At 74.5% G+C, this 18,334-nt stretch carries 10 protein-coding genes, 1 pseudogene and 1 riboswitch; of the genes and pseudogenes, 3 read left to right on the forward strand and 8 right to left on the reverse strand.

Annotation, left to right across the window (positions count from 1 at the left end; genetic code table 11):
• Window positions 1-105: 105 nt before the first annotated feature.
• Genes ACWCXH_RS09010 through ACWCXH_RS09020 form a run of 3 tightly spaced genes read right to left on the reverse strand, consistent with a single transcriptional unit; the run spans window position 106 to window position 3,583 of the window.
• A complete protein-coding gene (locus tag ACWCXH_RS09010) occupies window positions 106-1,623 on the reverse strand; it encodes a precorrin-2 C(20)-methyltransferase (RefSeq protein WP_449800688.1) in 1,518 nt (505 codons plus the stop codon).
• On the reverse strand, window positions 1,620-2,246 hold the full coding sequence (locus tag ACWCXH_RS09015) for a precorrin-8X methylmutase (protein ID WP_449800689.1): 627 nt from the start codon (window positions 2,244-2,246) through the stop codon (window positions 1,620-1,622). The genes ACWCXH_RS09010 and ACWCXH_RS09015 overlap by 4 nt, the downstream gene beginning before the upstream one ends.
• Window positions 2,243-3,583, reverse strand: coding sequence for a cobalamin biosynthesis protein CobG (locus ACWCXH_RS09020; RefSeq protein ID WP_449800690.1), 1,341 nt, complete (start codon window positions 3,581-3,583; stop codon window positions 2,243-2,245). The genes ACWCXH_RS09015 and ACWCXH_RS09020 overlap by 4 nt, the downstream gene beginning before the upstream one ends.
• A gap of 318 nt (window positions 3,584-3,901) precedes the next feature.
• A riboswitch (cobalamin riboswitch) is annotated at window positions 3,902-3,987 on the forward strand.
• A gap of 160 nt (window positions 3,988-4,147) precedes the next feature.
• Between ACWCXH_RS09020 and cobN the strand changes: the two genes are divergently transcribed.
• Both cobN and lnt read left to right on the forward strand, forming a co-directional pair.
• Entirely contained in the window at window positions 4,148-7,777 is a 3,630-nt protein-coding gene (cobN, locus tag ACWCXH_RS09025) for a cobaltochelatase subunit CobN (RefSeq protein ID WP_449800691.1), read from the forward strand.
• Window positions 7,778-7,884: 107 nt separating this feature from the next.
• Window positions 7,885-9,552 (forward strand): apolipoprotein N-acyltransferase, encoded by a 1,668-nt coding sequence (gene lnt / locus ACWCXH_RS09030; RefSeq protein ID WP_449800692.1) that lies wholly within the window; start codon window positions 7,885-7,887, stop codon window positions 9,550-9,552.
• Here the strand turns inward: lnt and ACWCXH_RS09035 are convergent.
• The 4 genes and pseudogenes from ACWCXH_RS09035 to ACWCXH_RS09050 form a co-directional block, all read right to left on the reverse strand.
• Window positions 9,528-10,292, reverse strand: coding sequence for a VOC family protein (locus tag ACWCXH_RS09035; RefSeq protein WP_449800693.1), 765 nt, complete (start codon window positions 10,290-10,292; stop codon window positions 9,528-9,530). The two genes, lnt and ACWCXH_RS09035, sit on opposite strands and share 25 nt — an antisense overlap.
• A gap of 69 nt (window positions 10,293-10,361) precedes the next feature.
• Window positions 10,362-11,273 (reverse strand): NADP-dependent oxidoreductase, encoded by a 912-nt coding sequence (locus ACWCXH_RS09040; protein ID WP_449800694.1) that lies wholly within the window; start codon window positions 11,271-11,273, stop codon window positions 10,362-10,364.
• Window positions 11,274-11,442: 169 nt separating this feature from the next.
• Window positions 11,443-12,318, reverse strand: a complete 876-nt coding sequence (locus tag ACWCXH_RS09045) for an AraC family transcriptional regulator (RefSeq protein WP_449800695.1) — start codon at window positions 12,316-12,318, stop codon at window positions 11,443-11,445.
• A gap of 127 nt (window positions 12,319-12,445) precedes the next feature.
• Window positions 12,446-13,454, reverse strand: a pseudogene (locus tag ACWCXH_RS09050) (Glu/Leu/Phe/Val dehydrogenase dimerization domain-containing protein); the annotation flags it as partial.
• Window positions 13,455-13,962: 508 nt separating this feature from the next.
• On the opposite strand from ACWCXH_RS09050, the gene ACWCXH_RS09055 reads away from it, so the two are divergent.
• Window positions 13,963-14,592, forward strand: a complete 630-nt coding sequence (locus tag ACWCXH_RS09055) for a GTP cyclohydrolase II (RefSeq protein WP_449800696.1) — start codon at window positions 13,963-13,965, stop codon at window positions 14,590-14,592.
• A gap of 134 nt (window positions 14,593-14,726) precedes the next feature.
• Here ACWCXH_RS09055 and ACWCXH_RS09060 read toward each other — a convergent pair whose 3' ends face one another.
• Window positions 14,727-18,005, reverse strand: a complete 3,279-nt coding sequence (locus tag ACWCXH_RS09060; RefSeq protein WP_449800697.1) for a protein kinase domain-containing protein — start codon at window positions 18,003-18,005, stop codon at window positions 14,727-14,729.
• Window positions 18,006-18,334 lie beyond the last annotated feature (329 nt).

The following is an 18,334-nucleotide window of genomic DNA, read 5'->3' on the forward strand; positions in this document are numbered from 1 at the left end:
TGACGACTGGCGAGTGACGACGAACGGGTGACAGAAAACAGATGACAGCTAACAGATGATGAAATCTGTCAGCTGTCATCTGTTACTTGTTCGCCGTCCCCGCTGTCACGCCTCCGGGTACCGTCGCGGCGTCCAGACCACCTCGACGCCGCCGGCCCGCTCGACCGCCTGCGTCTGCGACGAGCCGATCAGCAGGATCGTCCGCATGTCGACGAGCGCCGGGTCCAGCTCGCCGAGCCGCACGATCCGGACCCGCTCCGTCGGGCCGCCGACGTCGCGCGCCATCACCACCGGCGTCTCGGGCGAGCGGTACTCCAGCAGGAGGTCCCGGGCCAGGCCGACCTGCGTCGTGCGCGACTTGGACCCCGGGTTGTACAGCGCGAGCACCAGGTCCGCCTCCGCCGCCGCGCGCAGGCGGCGGGCCACCGCGTCCCAGGGCTTGAGCCGGTCCGACAGCGACACCACCGCGTAGTCGTGCCCCAGCGGGGCGCCCGCCCGGGAGGCGGCCGCGTGCGCGGCGGTCATGCCGGGCAGGACCCGCACCGGAACGTCCCGGTAGGCCTCCTCGCAGGCGACCTCCAGCACCGCCGTCGCCATCGCGAAGACGCCCGGGTCGCCCGAGGAGACCACGCAGACCCGACGCCCGCGCCGGGCCAGGTCGAGGGCGAACTCGGCGCGCTCGGACTCCACCTTGTTGTCCGAGCCGTGCCGCAGTTGCCCGGGCCGCTGCGGCACCCGGGCCAGGTAGGTGGTGTAGCCGACCAGATCGGTGGCCTCGGCCAGCGCGCCGCGCGCCTCCGGAGTCAGCCAGAGCGGCCCGGCCGGCCCGGTGCCGACGACGGTCACGCTGCCCGCGCCCTGCGCCGTCCGCACCACCGGCTCCAGCGGGGCGACCTTGCTCGGCAGCACCGCCACCGAGAAGTACGGCACGCTCTCGCCGTCGACCTCGGCGAGCGGCGCGATCCGCTCCCCCTCCATGAACGCGCGCTCGACGTACTGCGCGTCCTCCAGTCGCCCCGCCCGCTCCAGCGCGCGGCGGACGGCCGGGAAGGTGCGCCCGAGCTTCATGATCACGGCCGAGTCGGCGGCGGCGATCCGCGCCGCCAGCTCCTCCTCGGGCAGCGTGCCCGGGATGACGGTGAGCGTCTCCTCGGCCTCGGTCAGCGGCTGTCCGAGCCTGGCCGCCGCCGCGCTGACGGAGGTCACGCCCGGCACCACCTCGGTCGGGTAGCGGTGGGCGAGCCGCTTGTGCATGTGCTGGTAGGAGCCGTAGAACAGCGGGTCGCCCTCGGCGAGCACGACGACGTCGCGCCCGGCGTCCAGGTGGGCGGCCAGCCGGGCGGCGGCCTCCTCGTAGAAGTCGTCCAACGCGCCCCGGTAGCCGCCCGGGTGGTCGGTGGTCTCGACCGTGATCGGGTAGACCAGCTTCTCCTCGATCTGGCCACCCGTCAGGTACCGCTCGGCGATCGAGCGCGCGATGGACCGCCCGTGCCGGGCGCTGTGGTAAGCCACCACGTCGGCCTTGCCGATGAGTTCGGCCGCGCGGACGGTCACCAGCGACGGGTCGCCCGGCCCGAGCCCGACACCGTAGAGCCGACCGGTCGGCTTCTGGCTGTCCGTCACTCTTCTTCGCTCGCAATCGCGTTGATGGCGGCGGCGGCGATCGCGCTGCCGCCGCGCCGGCCGCGCACCACCAGGTGCTCCAGTCCGGACGGGTGCTCCGCCAGGGCCTGCTTGGACTCGGCGGCGCCGATGAAGCCGACCGGCACACCGATCACCGCAGCCGGGCGCGGCGCACCCGCCTCGATCATCTCCAGGAGCCGGAAGAGCGAGGTCGGCGCGTTGCCGACGGCCACCACGGCGCCCTCCAGGCGGGGCAGCCACAGTTCCATGGCGGCGGCACTGCGGGTGTTGCCCATCGTGCGGGCCAGTTCGGGGACCGACGGGTCGGTGAGGGTGCAGACGACCTCGTTGTCGGCGGGCAGCCGCTTGCGGGTCACGCCGCTCGCGACCATGTTGACGTCGCACAGGATCGGCGCACCGGCGCGCAGCGCGGCGCGTGCGGAGGCGACCACGCCGGGCGAGTACACCAGGTCCTCGACCAGGTCGACCATTCCGCAGGCGTGGATCATCCGCACCGCGACCTGGGAGACGTCCGCCGGCAGGGCGGCCAGGTCGGCCTCCGCGCGGATGGTGGCAAAGGACTGGCGGTAGATGGACGCGCCGTCCTTCTCGTACTCGATCACTTCGTGGTCCTCCTGGCCTCGGCGACCGCCTCGGCCATCTCCTCGTTCGTCACATCCACGGCGGAAATCTGAGCGGCCGAAACCTCCACGGCCGGAGCCTGAGCGGCCTGGGCCTGCGCAGCGGAAGCCTCCCCGACCGGAGCCTGCGCAGCGACAACCTGAGCGGCCGGAACCTCCACGGCCGCGCCGGCGCCCGCCGGGCCGTTCACCGTCACCCGGTAGCCCTGCCCGGTGGCGATCACGTCCACCCACCGCCCGGCCGGGTGGCCGCAGCGCCGTTCACAGCCGGACCAGTGCACGGGCAGGCCGCCGCCGGCCGCCGCGTCCAGCGCCCGGGCCGCGTCCGCCCGCACGTCGGCGAGCGACTTGGCGCACCCGGGCAGCCCGGTGCAGGCGGAGGCCCGCTCCCAGGGCGAGCCGGGCACCGTCCGGAAGCCGGCCTCGGCGAGCGCGGCCAGGTGCTCGGCCGGGGCCCCCGGCAGGACGGCGCCGCGCCAGGGGGTCAGCCGCAGTTCACCGGCGGAGGCCGCCACCAGCGCGCGCCACTGCTCCGCGCTCGCCCGGCCGAAGCGCAGGCCCACCGACAGCCCGCCGGGCAGCGCGCCGACGGCGGGGGCTGCTCCCGCAAGAGCGGGCAGCGGCACGGATCCCGCAGGCAGCAGGTCGGGCACCTCGCGCAGGTGCCAGGCCTTGCGTCCGCTCGCACGCAGCGCGTCCAGGAAGGTCCGGGCCGCGTCCAGCACGGCCGTCACCTCCCGCCCGGCCCCGACCGGGTGCGCGGATGCGGCCCGCCCGAGGCGCAGCAGCCGGGTGCCGTCCGGGCCTGCGATCAATGTCACATCGGCGTCGAGCGCGGCGACGTCGCCCCGCCCGTCGTCCAGCGCGAACAGGAACTTGCCGGAGAGTCCGGCCGCCCAGTCGCTCGCGCACAGCCGCGCGTCCAGTTCCCGCACCCAGGCCCGCACGTCGGCGGCGTCCCGGGCGTCGAGTCCCGCGAGCGGCGAGGCGACGATGTTGCGCACCCGCTCGTGGGTGTCGGAGGGCAGCAGCCCGACGGCGCGCAGCCGTTCGGCGAGTTCCGCGGCGCAGTGCGAAGCCAGGCCTCGGAGTTGGACGTTGCCGCGTGAGGTGGTCTCCAGCTCACCGTCGCCGAGGGCCTCGGCCGCGTCGGCCAGCGCGAGCGCCTGATGGTCCGTCAGAAGACCGCCGGGCAGGCGGACCCGGGCCAGGGCGCCGTCGTCGGCCGTGTGCAGACGAAGTGCCCCTGGGCAGGCGTCCGCGCGCCCCCGGTCGGGCACCGCGGCGCCCGGCGCGGTGGCGTCGGGTGTCGGTGGCATGGCGGCGAGCATACAGATGATCCGATCGGTTGCCTCCGTCCGCTGCATCACACTCCGGCTCGCGGCACGCGCAGCCCGCTCGCACCGCCGCCGCACACTCAGCCGCGCCCCGAGCGCGCTCCCGCCCGGGCCCCGCGGCCCGCGCGCCCGCCCGTACGCCGCGCCCGCGCCACGTCCACGCCGCCCCGCACCGCCTGCGCGCCGCCCCTGCGCCGCGCCGCACATGTCAAAACTCGCTCTCCCCCAGGTCAGCCACACCCCGTACGATGCTGGCGGGCGGTCCCCGCGGACCGTCCGCACGCCAGCGACGGCGCAGGGGAGGAAACCGGTGCAAGCCCGGTGCGGTCCCGCCACTGTGACCGCGGCTCACCGGGACCACCGGTGGCCGCGGGAGCCAGGAACTCCCGCCGTCCTCCACCGGCCCGGGGCGCGGACCCCGAGGAAGGCAGAAATGCACCACCGCTGTCGCATGCCCGCGCCCGCGTCCCCGGCCACCACCGAGGCCACCCGGGCCGCCGCCGTCGCGGCCGCCCTGGCCACCACCGAGGCCGGGAGGGCCTTCGCATGATCCTGCTGCTGTCGACGTCCGACACCGACCTGCTCAGCGCCCGCGCCTCGGCCGGCCCCGTCCCGTACCGGCTCGGCAACCCTGCGAGGCTCGCCCCCGAGGACCTGGCCGCCCTGGTGGAGGGCACCGACCTCGTCGTGGTCCGCCTGCTCGGCGGGCGCCGCGCCTGGCAAGAGGGCCTCGACGCGCTGCTGGCCGGCCCGCGCCCGGTGGTCGTCCTGACCGGCGAACAGGCCCCCGACGCCCAGCTGATGGAGCTGTCCACCGTCCCGGCCGGCATCGCCGCCGAGGCGCACGCCTACCTCGCCCACGGCGGCGCGGCCAACCTGGCCGAGCTCGGCGCCTTCCTCTCCGACACCGTGCTGCTCACCGGCCACGGCTTCGCCCCGCCCGCCTCGGCCCCGGCCTGGGGTCCGCTGGAGCGCGAGGCCGGGGCCGCTGACGGGCCGACGGTCGCGGTGCTCTACTACCGCGCCCACCACATGAGCGGGAACACCGCCTTCGTCGAGACGCTGTGCCGGGCGATCGAGGACCAGGGCGCCCGGGCGAAGGCCTACTACTGCGCCTCGCTGCGCGGCGCCGAGCCCGAACTGCTCGCCGCCCTCGGCGAGGCCGACGCGATCGTCACCACCGTGCTCGCCGCCGGCGGCACCCGCCCCGCCGACGCTCAGGCCGGCGGCGACGAGGAGGCCTGGGACGCGGGCGCGCTGGCCGCCCTGGACCGCCCGATCCTCCAGGCGCTGTGCCTCACCTGGTCGCGCGCCCAGTGGGAGGCCAGCGACGACGGCCTGTCCCCGCTGGACACCGCGACCCAGATCGCCGTGCCGGAGTTCGACGGCCGCCTGATCACCGTCCCCTTCTCCTTCAAGGAGCTGGACGAGGACGGCCTGACCGTCTACGCCGCCGACCCGGAACGCGCCGCCCGCGTCGCCGGCACCGCCGTCAAGCACGCCCGCCTGCGGCACGTCCCGGCCGCCGAGCGCCGCCTCGCACTCGTACTGTCCGCCTACCCGACCAAGCACGCCCGGGTCGGCAACGCCGTCGGCCTGGACACCCCCGCCAGCGCCGTCCGCCTCCTGGACCGGCTACGCGAGGAGGGCATGGACCTGGGTTCGGACCTGCCAGGGCTGGACGAGGCCTCCGAGGACGGTCACGAGGGCGCCGGCCACGAGGGCGACGCGCTCATCCACGCCCTGATCGCCGCCGGCGGCTACGACCAGGACTGGCTCACCGAGGACCAGCTCGCCCGCAACCCGGTCCGCATCCCCGCCGCCGACTACCGCCGGTGGTACGCCCGGCTCCCGCAGGCCCTGCGCGAGCAGGTCGAGGAGCACTGGGGCCCGGCCCCCGGCGAGCTGTACGTCGACCGCTCGCAGAACCCGGACGGCGACATCGTGCTCGCCGCGATCCGCTCCGGGAACCTGCTCGTCCTCATCCAGCCGCCGCGCGGCTTCGGCGAGAACCCGGTCGCCATCTACCACGACCCCGACCTGCCGCCCAGCCACCACTACCTCGCCGCCTACCGCTGGATCGAGGCCGCGCAGGAGGACGGCGGCTTCGGCGCCCACGCCGTCATCCACCTCGGCAAGCACGGCAACCTGGAGTGGCTGCCCGGCAAGACCGCCGCACTGTCCGCCGAGTGCGGCCCCGACGCCGTCCTCGGCGACCTCCCGCTCGTCTACCCGTTCCTCGTCAACGACCCGGGCGAGGGCACCCAGGCCAAGCGCCGCGCCCACGCCACCCTCGTCGACCACCTCGTGCCGCCGATGGCCCGCGCCGACTCCTACGGCGACATCGCCCGCCTGGAGCAACTGCTCGACGAGCACTCCAACATCGCCGCGATGGACCCGGCCAAGCTGCCCGCGATCCGCGCCCAGATCTGGACCCTCATCCAGGCCGCCAAGCTCGACCACGACCTCGGCCTCGACGAGCGCCCCGAGGACGACGGCTTCGACGACTTCCTGCTGCACGTCGACGGCTGGCTGTGCGAGGTCAAGGACGCCCAGATCCGCGACGGCCTGCACGTCCTCGGCCAGGCCCCGGCCGGCACCGACCGGGTCAACATCGTGCTCGCCATCCTGCGCGCCCGCCAGATCTGGGGCGGCGTGAGCGCCCTGCCGGGCCTGCGCGAGGCGCTCGGCCTGGACGAGGCCGCTCTCACCCTCGGCGCCACCGACGCGGCCGAGGCGCGGGCCCGCGCCCTGGTCGAGGCGATGGAGGCGCAGGACTGGGCGCCCGAGGCGGTCGAGAAGGTCGCCGCGGGGCTCCCGGAGGCCGTCCACGAGGTGCTCGCCTTCGCCGCCACCCAGGTGGTGCCGCGCCTCGCCGCGACCACCGACGAGCTGGACGCCGTCCTGCACGCGCTCCGGGGCGGCTTCGTCCCGGCCGGGCCCTCCGGCTCCCCGCTGCGCGGCCTGGTCAACGTGCTGCCCACCGGCCGCAACTTCTACTCCGTCGACCCCAAGGCCGTGCCCAGCAAGCTCGCCTGGGAGACCGGCCAGGCGCTCGCCGCCTCCCTGGTCGACCGCTACCGGACCGACAACGACGGCGCGTACCCGCCCTCGGTCGGGCTCTCGCTCTGGGGCACCAGCGCGATGCGCACCGCCGGCGACGACATCGCCGAGGCCTTCGCCCTGCTCGGCGTCCGCCCCGTCTGGGACGACGCCTCGCGCCGCGTCACCGGCCTGGAGCCGATCCCGCTGGAGGAGCTCGGCCGCCCGCGCATCGACGTCACGCTGCGCATCTCCGGCTTCTTCCGCGACGCGTTCCCGCACGTCGTCGCCCTGCTGGACGACGCGGTGCGCCTGGCCGCCGCGCAGGAGGAGGCCGACGCGGACAACTTCGTGCGGGCCCATGTGCGGGCCGACCTCGCGGTGCACGGCGACGAGCGCAAGGCCACCGTCCGCGTCTTCGGCTCCCGCCCGGGCACGTACGGCGCGGGCCTGCTCCAGCTGATCGACAGCCGCGACTGGCGCACCGACGCCGACCTCGCCGAGGTCTACACGGTCTGGGGCGGCTACGCGTACGGGCGCGGGCTGGACGGCCGGCCGGCGCGCGAGGAGATGGAGACCGCGTACAAGCGGATCACCGTCGCCGCGAAGAACACCGACACGCGCGAGCACGACATCGCCGACTCGGACGACTACTTCCAGTACCACGGCGGCATGGTGGCCACCGTCCGCGCCCTCACCGGCAAGGCGCCGACCGCCTACATCGGCGACTCGACCCGCCCGGAGACCGTCCGCACCCGGACGCTCACCGAGGAGGCCGCCCGCGTGTTCCGCGCCCGGGTGGTCAACCCGCGCTGGATCGAGGCGATGCGCCGGCACGGCTACAAGGGCGCGTTCGAGATGGCCGCGACCGTCGACTACCTGTTCGGCTACGACGCCACTACTGGCGTAGTCGCGGACTGGATGTACGAAAAGCTGACCCAGGAGTACGTGCTCGACCCGGTCAACCGGGAGTTCCTCGCCGGGGCCAACCCGTGGGCGCTGCACGGGATCAGCGAGCGGCTCCTGGAGGCGGCGAGCCGCGGGCTGTGGGAGCGGCCGGACCCGGAGCTGATCGAGCAGCTGCAGGCCGCGTTCCTGGAGACCGAGGGGGACCTTGAGGGCGGCGAGGGCTGACGACCCCCGGCCGGTTGGGACGTCTGTTCCAAACGTGGTGTTCCTGTCATCCGTTCGGGTGACAGGAACACTGGTGGCCCACTCCGCCCAAGCGGACAATACGGGGCATGCCGCGACGCCCCGCCCTCAGCCGTCCCGTCTCCCTCACGCCCTTCACGCGTGAACGTGGCGACCCGACCGGCACCGTGCCGCCGCTGCCCGCCCACCGGTACCGGGCGCGCCTCGGGGCACTGGCGGCCGGGGCGGTGCCGGTGCTCGCCTTCCCGCCCCTGGGGCTCGCGTGGCTGGCGTGGGTCGCGCTGGTGCCCGGACTGCTGCTGATGCAGCGGGCTCCGGGGCCGCGGGAGGCGGCGGTGCGCGGGTGGTGGTTCGGCGCGGGTTTCATCATGACGGCGATGTACTGGCTGGTCCCGTCGATCGGACCGGGGCTGCCGGTGCTCGCCGTCCTGTTCGGGGCGCTGCAGGCCGTCGTCGGGTACGGCGTGCACCGGCTGATGCACCCGCCGCTGACGGCCCGTCGGGCACTGCTCGCCCTCACCGTCGTCCCCGCGCTCTGGCTCACCACCGAGTACGCGCGTTCCTGGCACTCACTCGGCGGACCGTGGGCACTGCTCGGCGCCACCCAGTGGCAGCACCCGGCGATCCTCGCGCTGGCCTCGGCGGGCGGCATCTGGCTGGTCAGCGCGGCGGTGGTGGCGGTCAACACCGGAGTGCTGATCGTGCTCACGGCCGCCCCCTGGCGTCCGCGCGCCGTCGCGGCGCTGACCGCCGCGCTGGTGCTGGTGGCCGGCCCGCTCCTGTTCTCGCTGCGCGCCGCGCCCGTGCGGACGGGGGCGGTGACGGTGGCGCTCGTCCAGCCCGGGATCGTCGACGACCCGCAGGCCCGGTTCGACGCGAGCGCCCGGGCCACGGCGGAGCTCGGCGGGCGGCCGGTGGACCTGGTCGTCTGGGGCGAGAGCAGCACCACCTCCGACCTGGACCGCGACCGGGGCGCGCTGGACCGGCTGCGTGAACTGTCCGCCGCCACCGGCGCGCAGGTCATCGCCGGGGAGGACGCGCGCAAGGCCGACGGACGGATCTCCAAGGACGCCGTCCTGGTCTCCCCGGCGGGCGTGCTGGACCGCTACCGCAAGATCCGGCTGGTGCCGTTCGGCGAGTACATCCCGCTGAGGCCGGTGCTCGGGTGGATCGCGGGCGTCAGCCGGGCGGCGGGCGAGAACCGGGCGCCGGGCACCTCGTTCCACGTGCTGCCGGCCACCGACCGGGCCGGTGACGCGCTGCCGGTCGGGGCGCTGATCTGCTTCGAGTCGGCGTTCCCCGACATGGCGCGGACGGCGGCGCGCGACGGCGCCCGGGTGCTGGTCTACCAGTCGTCGACGTCGACCTTCCAGCACACGTGGGCGCCGGCGCAGCACGTCTCGCTCGCGGCGATCCGGGCCGCCGAGACCGGCCGTCCGGCCGTACAGGCCTCACTGACGGGGGCCTCGGCGGCCTTCGACGCGCAGGGGCGCGAGCTCGCGCGGCTCGGCACCGACGGCACCGGGGCGCTGACCGTCCGGTTGCCGCTCACCGCGCCCCACACGCAGACCTGGTACGACCGCGTCGGTGACGTGGTGCCGCTGGCGGCCCTGCTCGTGACGGCGGGGGCGGCAGCCATGGTGTGGCGGGGGCGTCGGGCCGGGACTCGCGCTCGGAGTTCGGGCGGGCGGCCCGACGGCGGGCATCCCAACGACGGGCGGCCTGACGGCGATCAGCCCTTGTCTCCCGCGCGGTAGACGCCGAACACCGCTCCCTGGGCGTCGCGCAGGACGGCGACGCGCGGGCCGTCCGGCACGTCCATGGCGGGCACCAGCACGTCGGCACCGAGGCCGGTCGCGCGGGTGACGGTGTTGTCGACGTCCGCGACCGAGAAGTAGGGCAGCCAGTGCGCCGGGACCTGTGGCGGGAAGCGGTCGTCCATCACCATCATGCCGCCGAAGTCCCGGCCGCCCAGGCCCCATTGGGTGTACTGCGGGGACGCGGTGACGGACCAGCCGAACACCGCCGGGTAGAAGGCGGTCGCGCCCTGCGCGTCCCGGGTGGCCAGTTCCACCCAGCCGAGCGCGCCGGGCTCGTCGAACACGCCGGCGCCCTGGAACGCGCGGGCCTGCCAGAGCGTGAAGACCGCACCGGACGGGTCGGCGACCACCGCGAACCGGCCGAGGTCGTGCACGTCGGCGGGCTCCACCAGCGCCTTGCCGCCGCCGCCCTTGATCTTCTTGACGGTCAGGTCGGCATCGGCGACCGCGAAGGACACCGTCCAGGCCGTCGGCTGCCGGGGCGCGGAGCGCGGGGTGACGGCGGCGGCCGGGGCGTCGCCGAGGAACATCTGCGTGTAGCCGCCGTCCTCGGGGCGCACGTCGGCCTCGGCGCGCCAGCCGAACAGCTCGCCGTAGAAGGACTGGGCGGCGGCGGGGTCGGAGGTGCCCAGCTCGACCCAGCACGGGGCGCCGATGGTGGCGGAGTTCTGCTTCATGGCTTCTCTCTGGCTCTTCCTGGCTCTTCGGGGTTGACATCTGTGACTGATCGTCAATCATGGCTGTTTTCATGAGACTTCGATGACGATCTTGCCCCTCGCGTGCCCGGACTCCACGAGGGCGAGCGCCTCGGCGGCGTGGGCCAGCGGGTAGCGGGCGGTGATGTGCACGTCCAATTCGCCGACGGCCACGAGGGCGGCCAGCGCGGCGAGGCTCTCGGAGGTGGTGGAGCGGGTGATGTAGCGGCCGCCGAGCTCGGCGGCGGTCGCCGGGTCGGCGGTGCTGACCAGCTTCGAGCGGTCGGCGAGGACGCCGGCGGCGTCGCGCAGCGCGTCACCGCCGACGAGGTCGAGAATGCCGTCCACGCCGTCCGGAGCCGCCTGTGCGATCCGCTCGGCGACGCCGTCGCCGTACCGCACGGGCACGGCGCCGAGCGACTCGACGTGGCCGCGGTTGGCGTCGCTCGCGGTACCGATCACGCGCAGGCCGCGACTGCGGGCGATCTGCGCGGCCGCGCTGCCGACTCCCCCGGCGACGCCGAGGATCAGGAGCGTGCGGCCGGAGCCGAGGCCGACGTCGCGGACGGCGTCGTCGGCGGTCGCCGCGGCGACGGGGAGGGTCGCGGCCTGGTCGAAGCCGACGGTCGCGGGCTTGAGGGCGCTCATCCCGGCGTGCAGCAGCGTCTGCTCGGCGAAGGCGCCGGCGGCGACGACCCCGAACACCTCGTCGCCCGGGGTGAAGGCCGTCACGTCCGGGCCGACCTGCTGGACGACGCCCGCGGCCTCCTGGCCCATGACGACGGGCAGGTCGCGGCCCCGGCGGCCGAGGAAGCCGCTGCGGACCTTCCAGTCCACCGGGTTCACCCCGGCCGCGCGGACCGCGATCGCCAGCTGGCCGGGGCCGGCCTCCAGCACGGGCCGGTCGAGGAACTCCTGTGTCTCCGGCCCGCCGTAGTCGACGAACCCGAACGCCTTGGCCATCGGTGATCCCACTCCTCCGGTAGCGGCCTGCGGCCCTCTGCTCCCCCGCCCCAGCATGAGGGGCGCGGTGGAGCGGGGGCGGGCGCTGGTGAGCCGAACGGGGTGGGCGAACAGAAGACAGGTGACAGATAACAGATTTCGAAATCTGTTATCTGTCACCTGTCAGTCGTCAGCTCCGCACAGCCCTCGCCACTGGGATCCACAGCTCCACCTCGGCGTCGCCCGTCCCCGGCACGAAGCGGGTCTGCAGGATCTCCGGGCCCGGCCGGGCCTCGTACGGGTTGGACGGGAACCACTGGCTGGCCACGTCCCCCCACATCTCCTGCAGCGCGTGCGGGAACGACCCCTTGTTGGTGAACACCGCCCACATCCCGGTCGGGACGTGGAGGACGTCCAGGTCGTCCGGGACGACGGCGTCCTCGCGCGCCACCACCGCGTGCCAGTAGTCGAGTTCGGACCCCTCCTCCCGGTTGGGCGAGAAGTCGTCGCACACCGAGACGATGCCGACCGGGTCCTTGCCCGTCAGGGCCGTGATCCGCTCGACGGTCTGCGCGCCGAGCCCCTTGATGAACTCGGCAATGTGCGGGTTGACGCCCAGGTATATCAGCGGCACCCGGGCCTTCCTGCCGACGATCCGGAAGTCCGGCTTCTGCACGATCCGGTAATCCATGCTGCTTGCTCCTTCCACGACGAGTCGGAAGGACATCCGGGGCTGGCACTTGAGCACCGTTCCGTCACGCCGGGCCTCCCCCGGCCCGACCCCGTGCATCGCCCGGAACGCCCGGGCGAACGCCTCCCCCGAGGCGTAGCCGTACCGGACCGCGATGTCGAGCAACGTCTGCTCGCCGCCGAGCACTTCGGCCCCGGCGACGGTCAGCCGCCGACGCCGGACGTACTCCGACAGCGGCATCCCGGCGAGCATCGAGAACAGCCGCCGGAAGTGGTACTCCGACGTCATCGCGATCCGCGCCAGTTCGGCCACGTCTATCTCGCGGTCCAGGTTCCGGTCGATGCTCTCCATCGCCTGGTTCAGGTGCTCCAGCACTCCAGCCCCGCCCTTCCTTGCTGATCACCACCGTAGGAAGGACCCACCCTGCCGCACCCGACAATCGGTGCCCGCTCCGGTCGGGTACCGGTGGCCGGGTGACGGCGAGCGGGGGTACGGGGGCTCGGACCAGGCCCTGTTCCAGCATCGCGTCCGCGACCAGCTCGAAGCCCGCGATGTTCGCGCCCACCACGTAGTTGCCCGGCTGCCCGTAGCGTTCGGCCGTGGTGGCACAGGACTCGTGGATGTGCCGCATGATGCCGGCCAGCCGCTCCTCGGTGCGGGCGAAGGTCCACGAGTCGCGCGAGGCGTTCTGCTGCATCTCCAGTGCGCTGGTCGCCACGCCGCCCGCGTTCGCGGCCTTGCCCGGGCCGAAGGCCACGCCCGCCTCCTGGAACACCCGCACCGCCTCCGGGGTGGTGGGCATGTTGGCACCCTCGGCGACCGCCTTCACCCCGCCGCGCGTCAGCGCGATCGCGTCCGCCTCCGCCAGCTCGTTCTGCGTGGCGCAGGGCAGCGCGACATCGCACGGCACGCTCCACACGCGCGCGCCGTGGGCCGCCGACTCGACGAACCGGACGTGGCTGCCTCGCAGTTCGGCGTACTCGGCGATCCGGCTTCGCCGAACCTCCTTGACCTCCTTGAGGAGTTCGAGATCGATGCCCTTCTCGTCGACCACGTAGCCGGAGGAGTCGGAACGGTGAGGACGGTCGCGCCGAGCTGCTGCGCCTTCTCGGTCGCGTGCACGGCGACGTTGCCCGAGCCGGAGACCGCGACCCGGCACCCCTCCAGGCCCTCACCGCGGGATCGGCGGCGGCAAGGGCGGCTCCGAACTTGACGATGCCGAGGTCGACGGACGGGTGGAAGCGCAGCCCGCCCTTGTACGGGCCGAGGGCACTGCTGAACTCCACGCGGCAGCCGCGGTTGACGTGGATCGCGCCGGCGTCGTCCGTCCACGGCACGCGGAACATGAGCTGGCGCTCGGGCTCGCAGATGCGCTCGATGATCCGGGCGTCGACGAGCTCGGGGCGGCGGGCGAGGACCGGTCCGAGGGTCTCCAGGACCTCATGGACGGCCTGGTGGAACTCGGTCTCGCCCCGGTTGCGGCGGACGACGTCCGCATAGAGCGTCTCGATGGCGCGGTTTCTCGGCCTCGTGGGCCTGCGGGGAGGAAGCGGTGTGAGGGTTGGCGGGCATCCGGTTCAGGACCTTCCGTGGTCGGCAGTGGTCGTGCGCGAGGCGCTCCCGTGCCCAGGAAACACGGGAAGTCTCGCAGTGTCCACGGCGCGGCTCCCGGCCCATCCGCCTACCGAAACCCCCCTCGCCCCGCGGTGGTTACGATCCCTCAGCCTCCTGGTGTCCGCGTTGAGCCCGGCTGTACCGCCGTCCGTACGCGAGGCGGGGCACGCGCCGGCGGGGCGTCCGGGCCGCGGCCGTGGCGTTTCCGGATCGGCGCGAAAATCACGGAACGTAGTCACCGAGGGCGGGAACAGCCGGAGCGGACGTGGTGTTGTCCGCCTCCGTAGTCGCCCACGGGCACGGACAGTACCCAGTTGTTCAAATTGGAACGAACGAGTACGGTCAGAGCCGGTTCACCCCGACGGGGACGTCACCCCTCGACCACTCGCCAACGGAGGCCCGCCCATGCCGCAGCCCGGCTCCGCCACGGTGCGCTCACGCGTGCGCATCCCACTGACCTTCCCGGACGGCTACCGCGCCGACGCGGAGGTCTTCACCTTCCACGGACTGGCCGACGGGGCCGAGCACCTGGCGCTCGCATTCGGGGAGGTGCCGGAGGGCGGAACGCCGCTGGTGCGGCTGCACTCGGAGTGCCTGACCGGCGACGTGTTCGGCTCGGACCGCTGCGACTGCGGCCCGCAGCTGCGCGAGTCGGTCGAGCGGATCAGCGAGGCCGGCGGCTACCTGCTCTACCTACGCCAGGAGGGACGCGGCATCGGGCTCTACAACAAGCTCGACGCCTACGCCCTGCAGGACTCGGGCCTCGACACGTACGACGCCAACACGGCCCTCGGCCTCCCCGAGGACGGCCGCAACTACACCGCCGCGGCCCAGATGCTGACCGCCCTCGGCGCCACCGGCATCGAGCTGCTGAGCAACAACCCGGACAAGGCGGCCCAGCTGGCCGGCCTCGGGATCACCGTCGAGCGGCGGACACCGACCGGCGTCCACCTCTCGGCGAGCAACGTCCGCTACCTGCGCGCCAAGGTCGAGCGGACCGGGCACTCGATCGAGCTGTCCCAGCTCGTCGGCTGATCTGACCGCGCGGGGCTCCAGGACAGAGGCGGGACAGCGGCGCGCGAACAGATGACAGGCGAAGATGGCAGCTAACAGATGACAGATTTCGAAATCTGTCATCTGTTAGCTGTTACCTTGTCAGTCGTCAACCCTCACCGCCGCCCGCTCCTCCGCACCGTCACGAGCACGCCCAGCGCCGCCAGCGGCAGGGCGATGAGGACGGCCGCCCAGAAGGCGCTGTGGCCCCACCAGGAGGCGACGTTCCCGAACATCGGCTGGAGGACGGGGATGCGCAGCGCCTCGAAGGGACCGAGGGGGTTGGGCCAGGCACCGAGGAGGAGGGTGCCGGCGATCCAAACGGCGAAGAGCGCCCGGGCCGTCCGGGGCGCGGCCAGCGCGGCGGTACCCGACAGGACGGCGAGCAGGATCGCGAAGCCCGCCTGGTACGACGCCCCGACCTGTCCGGTGCCCCAGGAGGCCGGCGCCGCGTGGTGCCCGGTGGCCACGGCCGCCAGCCGCACCTCCACCGCCGCCCACAGCAGCGTGACCAGGACGAACGTGCTCCCGAGCGCGAACAGTGCCCGGTCCCGGACGCCGGCCCTCCCCGACGGCCACTGCCGCCGGAGCTTCACGTTCGCCGGCGGCGGCACGGGCCGCCCCGCCGCCCGTCGCCACGCCTCGCCCGCACGGCGCCGGGCATCGTGGGCGGGCCGCAGGAGCCTGCCCGAGGCCCGTTCGATCAGGACCAACGACCCGACGAGCGCCACCACCGCGACCACCCCCGCCCAGCTGCCCATCCCGCCCTCGAACGTCACCACCCGGTCGGCGACGGGCTGTGGCGGTCTGAGGACGGTCATCGGGGCCCCGAGCCGCAGGTAGCCGATCGTGAAGGCCCCGGCGCCGGTGAGGGCCGCCGTGCCGAAGCCCACCCGGGCCGGGAAGACGGCCAGGACGACGGCGGCGGTCAGCGCCGCTCCGAGTTGCCCGACCACCTGGTGGGCGGCATGGTCACCGACCCGGCGCAGCGGCCCGCCGAAGGCGCCGTTAGGCCAGATCTTGAGCTGCTGCCCGGCGTCGATCGGGTACCGGAACACCGCCCCCGCCCACAGCAGCAGGCCGAACGCGACGAGCAGCAGCACAGCCGCCCCCGCCCGGCGCGGCCAGGCGGTGCGCAAGTGCGGCCACCAGGCGCGCAGCACCGCCTTCGGGTCGAGCGCGGGCTGCCGGCGCCCGGGGCCGCGGCCTGGCTGTCGCGCCTGCGCGGGTGCGTCCGTCCGGCGCCCGGCCCGCGTCCGCAGGGCCTCCGCCGCGACCAGCGCCGCCCGCCCGGCGAGCTCCGCCGGGTCGGCGGCCACCGCGCGCCGCCGCAGGGCGGACCAACGGCGGAGGACGGTCCGGTCCGCGCCTTTCCCGCCGACGGCCGAGCGCGCACCCAGCACCCCGTCCGCGACCACCGCCGCCAGCACCACCGCCCCGTCCGACAGCTGCCCCGGCAGCGGCAGCCGGTGCAGCGCGGTCGGCAGCGGCGAGAGCCGCCCGATCAGGCGGTCGCGTTCCTCCGGACGGACGGTCAGCCGCACCGCGAGCCGGTGCGCCTCCTCGCGCTCGTCCGTGCCGAGCCCGTCGCCGCCACGCCGTCCGCCGCCGAGGGAGCGTGCGATGTCGTTCACCGCGGCCAGGACGTCGGGCAGTTGGGCGAGCGCGAGCAGCCGGGAGCAGTGGTCGCCGGAGCACTCGGGGTGGAAGCAGTCGTAGCGGGCGGCGACGGCGGGGACGCCGGCCGCGACGAGCGCGTCGACGAACGCGGCACCGTCCGGATCGGTGGCGATCCGTTCGAGTCCGGCGGTGTCGATCGGGCGGTCGAGGTAGCGCGGGGTGGCGGAGGGCGCGAACGCGGCGCCGAAGGCGAGCACGGCGAGGGCGGCCACCGCATCGCGCCGGTCGCTGCGGGCCCGCGTGACGTCGGTGAGGTAGTGCAGGTCGAAGACGGTGTCCTTGACCTCGTCGCGCAGCCAGTCGCGCAGCCGCTCCGCTCCCCCGGCCGTCAGCCAGCGCGCCGCGTCGGCGGAGCGTGCGAGCAGGGCGACGGCGAGCCCGGCCGGGTCGTGGTGCGGGGTGCCGAAGAAGGTGACCGGCCGGTGGGTGCGGCCGCCCGCCGCGCGGGCGCGGTGCCGGGCGACCTCGGGGCTGCCGCCGGCCAGCCAGCTGCGGACCTGCGGGGCGGTCCAGCGCTCGGCCGGGTTCTTGGTGAACAGGCCCTGGAGGAGCAGCAGTCGGCGCGGGTCGGCGACGGCGGAGAGGTCGACCTCCTCGCTCATGACCAGGTCGTACTGCAGCACCTCGTCGCTGAGCAGCCGGCCGTGCGGGTCCAGGAAGCGGGGGCGGCCGGTGAACAGCTCGTACAGGATGTTGCCGAGCGCCCACCACGGCCCGGCCGGGTGGTTGGTGCCGGCCAGCTGCTCGGGGGCCATGTAGGCGACGGTGATCGTCATCTCGGGCGTGAAGCGGCGGCTGGCGGTGAGCCGGGCGATGCCGCCGAAGTCGGCGATCACGAACTCCCCGGGCGGGCGGCCGGGGCGCACGAGGACGTTGGCGGGCTTGAAGTCGACCGGGTTGCGCCGGATCCGCTGCTGCCAGAAGTCGAGCAGCGAGACGAGCTCGTAGATGACGATCTCGGTCGCGCGCGGGTCGGTGTGCCGGCCCTCGCGGCGCAGGGCGGCGAAGTGGTCGGCGAGGGTGACGGGCAGGTACTCCATCGCCACCCAGTCGCGCGGCACGCCCTGGTGGGTGACGCGGCCGGAGTCGACGATGCGCGGGACGTGGCGGCGGTAGGCGTCGTTGGACAGGTGGTCGAGCAGTTCGGCGTCCATGGACTGGCCCACGGCGGCCACCTTGACGGCGGCCTCGCCGCGCCCGTCGGTGCGGCGGACGTACCAGACGGTGCCCTCGGTGCCGGAGCCGGCGACGCCCAGCGGCTCGAAGCGCTCGCGCAGGGCGGCGGGGAAGCCGCCGACGTACTCGCCCCGGAAGCTGCGGTCGGCGGCGGGACGGCTGTCGGCCGAGGGCCCTACGCCGTCGGCGGGCGTGCCGGACGTGCCGGGCGTGCTGGGCGTGCCGCCCGGCCTGCGCGGGTTGACTCGGGTGCGGGCCTCGGGGGCGACGCGGGTGCGGGCCTCCGGGTCCACCCGGGTCGGCGCGTCCTTCTTGCGCCTCGTCGGGGCCTCCGGGTCGAACCGGGCCCGCTCCGAAGGGCTCCGCCGGGTCGCGGCCTCCGGGTCCACCCGCATGTGCGGGACGGCCCCGAGGCGGGAGGGCCGGTCCGGGACGGCGCCGGGGGCGGGGCGGCGGCCCCACACCGAGCGCCGGTCCACCCTCGTCCTGGGCTCGGGCCCGCGCCGCTCCGCCTCGCGTCCGGGCCCCTCGTCGTCCATCGCGGCGCTCTCCTCCCCGCTCCCCCGGGCCGGTCGCGGGGCCGGTTTCCGGTCCGTGCCCGCAGGTGCGCCCGGGTGCGCCGGCGCCGGGATGGTGATCGTGACGCGCCATCATCCCGCATAGGGGCAGTGCGGTTGGCCCGTTTCTCGGAACGCGACGAACCGCGACGAAACGGTTGCGCCACCGCTGCCGAACCGGGACACGCGCGAGGACGGCCGACCGGTCCACGGACACACGTGCTTCCGTCGTCAAGCGCACCCGAACGTCAACACACCACTGTCAACGCACTGTCGCCGACGCCCCGCCGTCAACACACCGCTGTCGACGC

It is taken from the genome of Kitasatospora sp. NPDC001660 (genome assembly GCF_053596725.1).

Bases quoted from the DNA above. Each gene is read 5' to 3' on its own strand.
- ACWCXH_RS09055 (WP_449800696.1), top strand. From the start codon at position 13,963: ATGCCGCAGCCCGGCTCCGCCACGGTGCGCTCACGCGTGCGCATCCCA.
- cobN (WP_449800691.1), top strand. From the start codon at position 4,148: ATGATCCTGCTGCTGTCGACGTCCGACACCGACCTGCTCAGCGCCCGC.
- ACWCXH_RS09060 (WP_449800697.1), bottom strand. From the start codon at position 18,005: ATGGACGACGAGGGGCCCGGACGCGAGGCGGAGCGGCGCGGGCCCGAG.
- lnt (WP_449800692.1), top strand. From the start codon at position 7,885: ATGCCGCGACGCCCCGCCCTCAGCCGTCCCGTCTCCCTCACGCCCTTC.
- ACWCXH_RS09040 (WP_449800694.1), bottom strand. From the start codon at position 11,273: ATGGCCAAGGCGTTCGGGTTCGTCGACTACGGCGGGCCGGAGACACAG.
- ACWCXH_RS09020 (WP_449800690.1), bottom strand. From the start codon at position 3,583: ATGCCACCGACACCCGACGCCACCGCGCCGGGCGCCGCGGTGCCCGAC.
- ACWCXH_RS09035 (WP_449800693.1), bottom strand. From the start codon at position 10,292: ATGAAGCAGAACTCCGCCACCATCGGCGCCCCGTGCTGGGTCGAGCTG.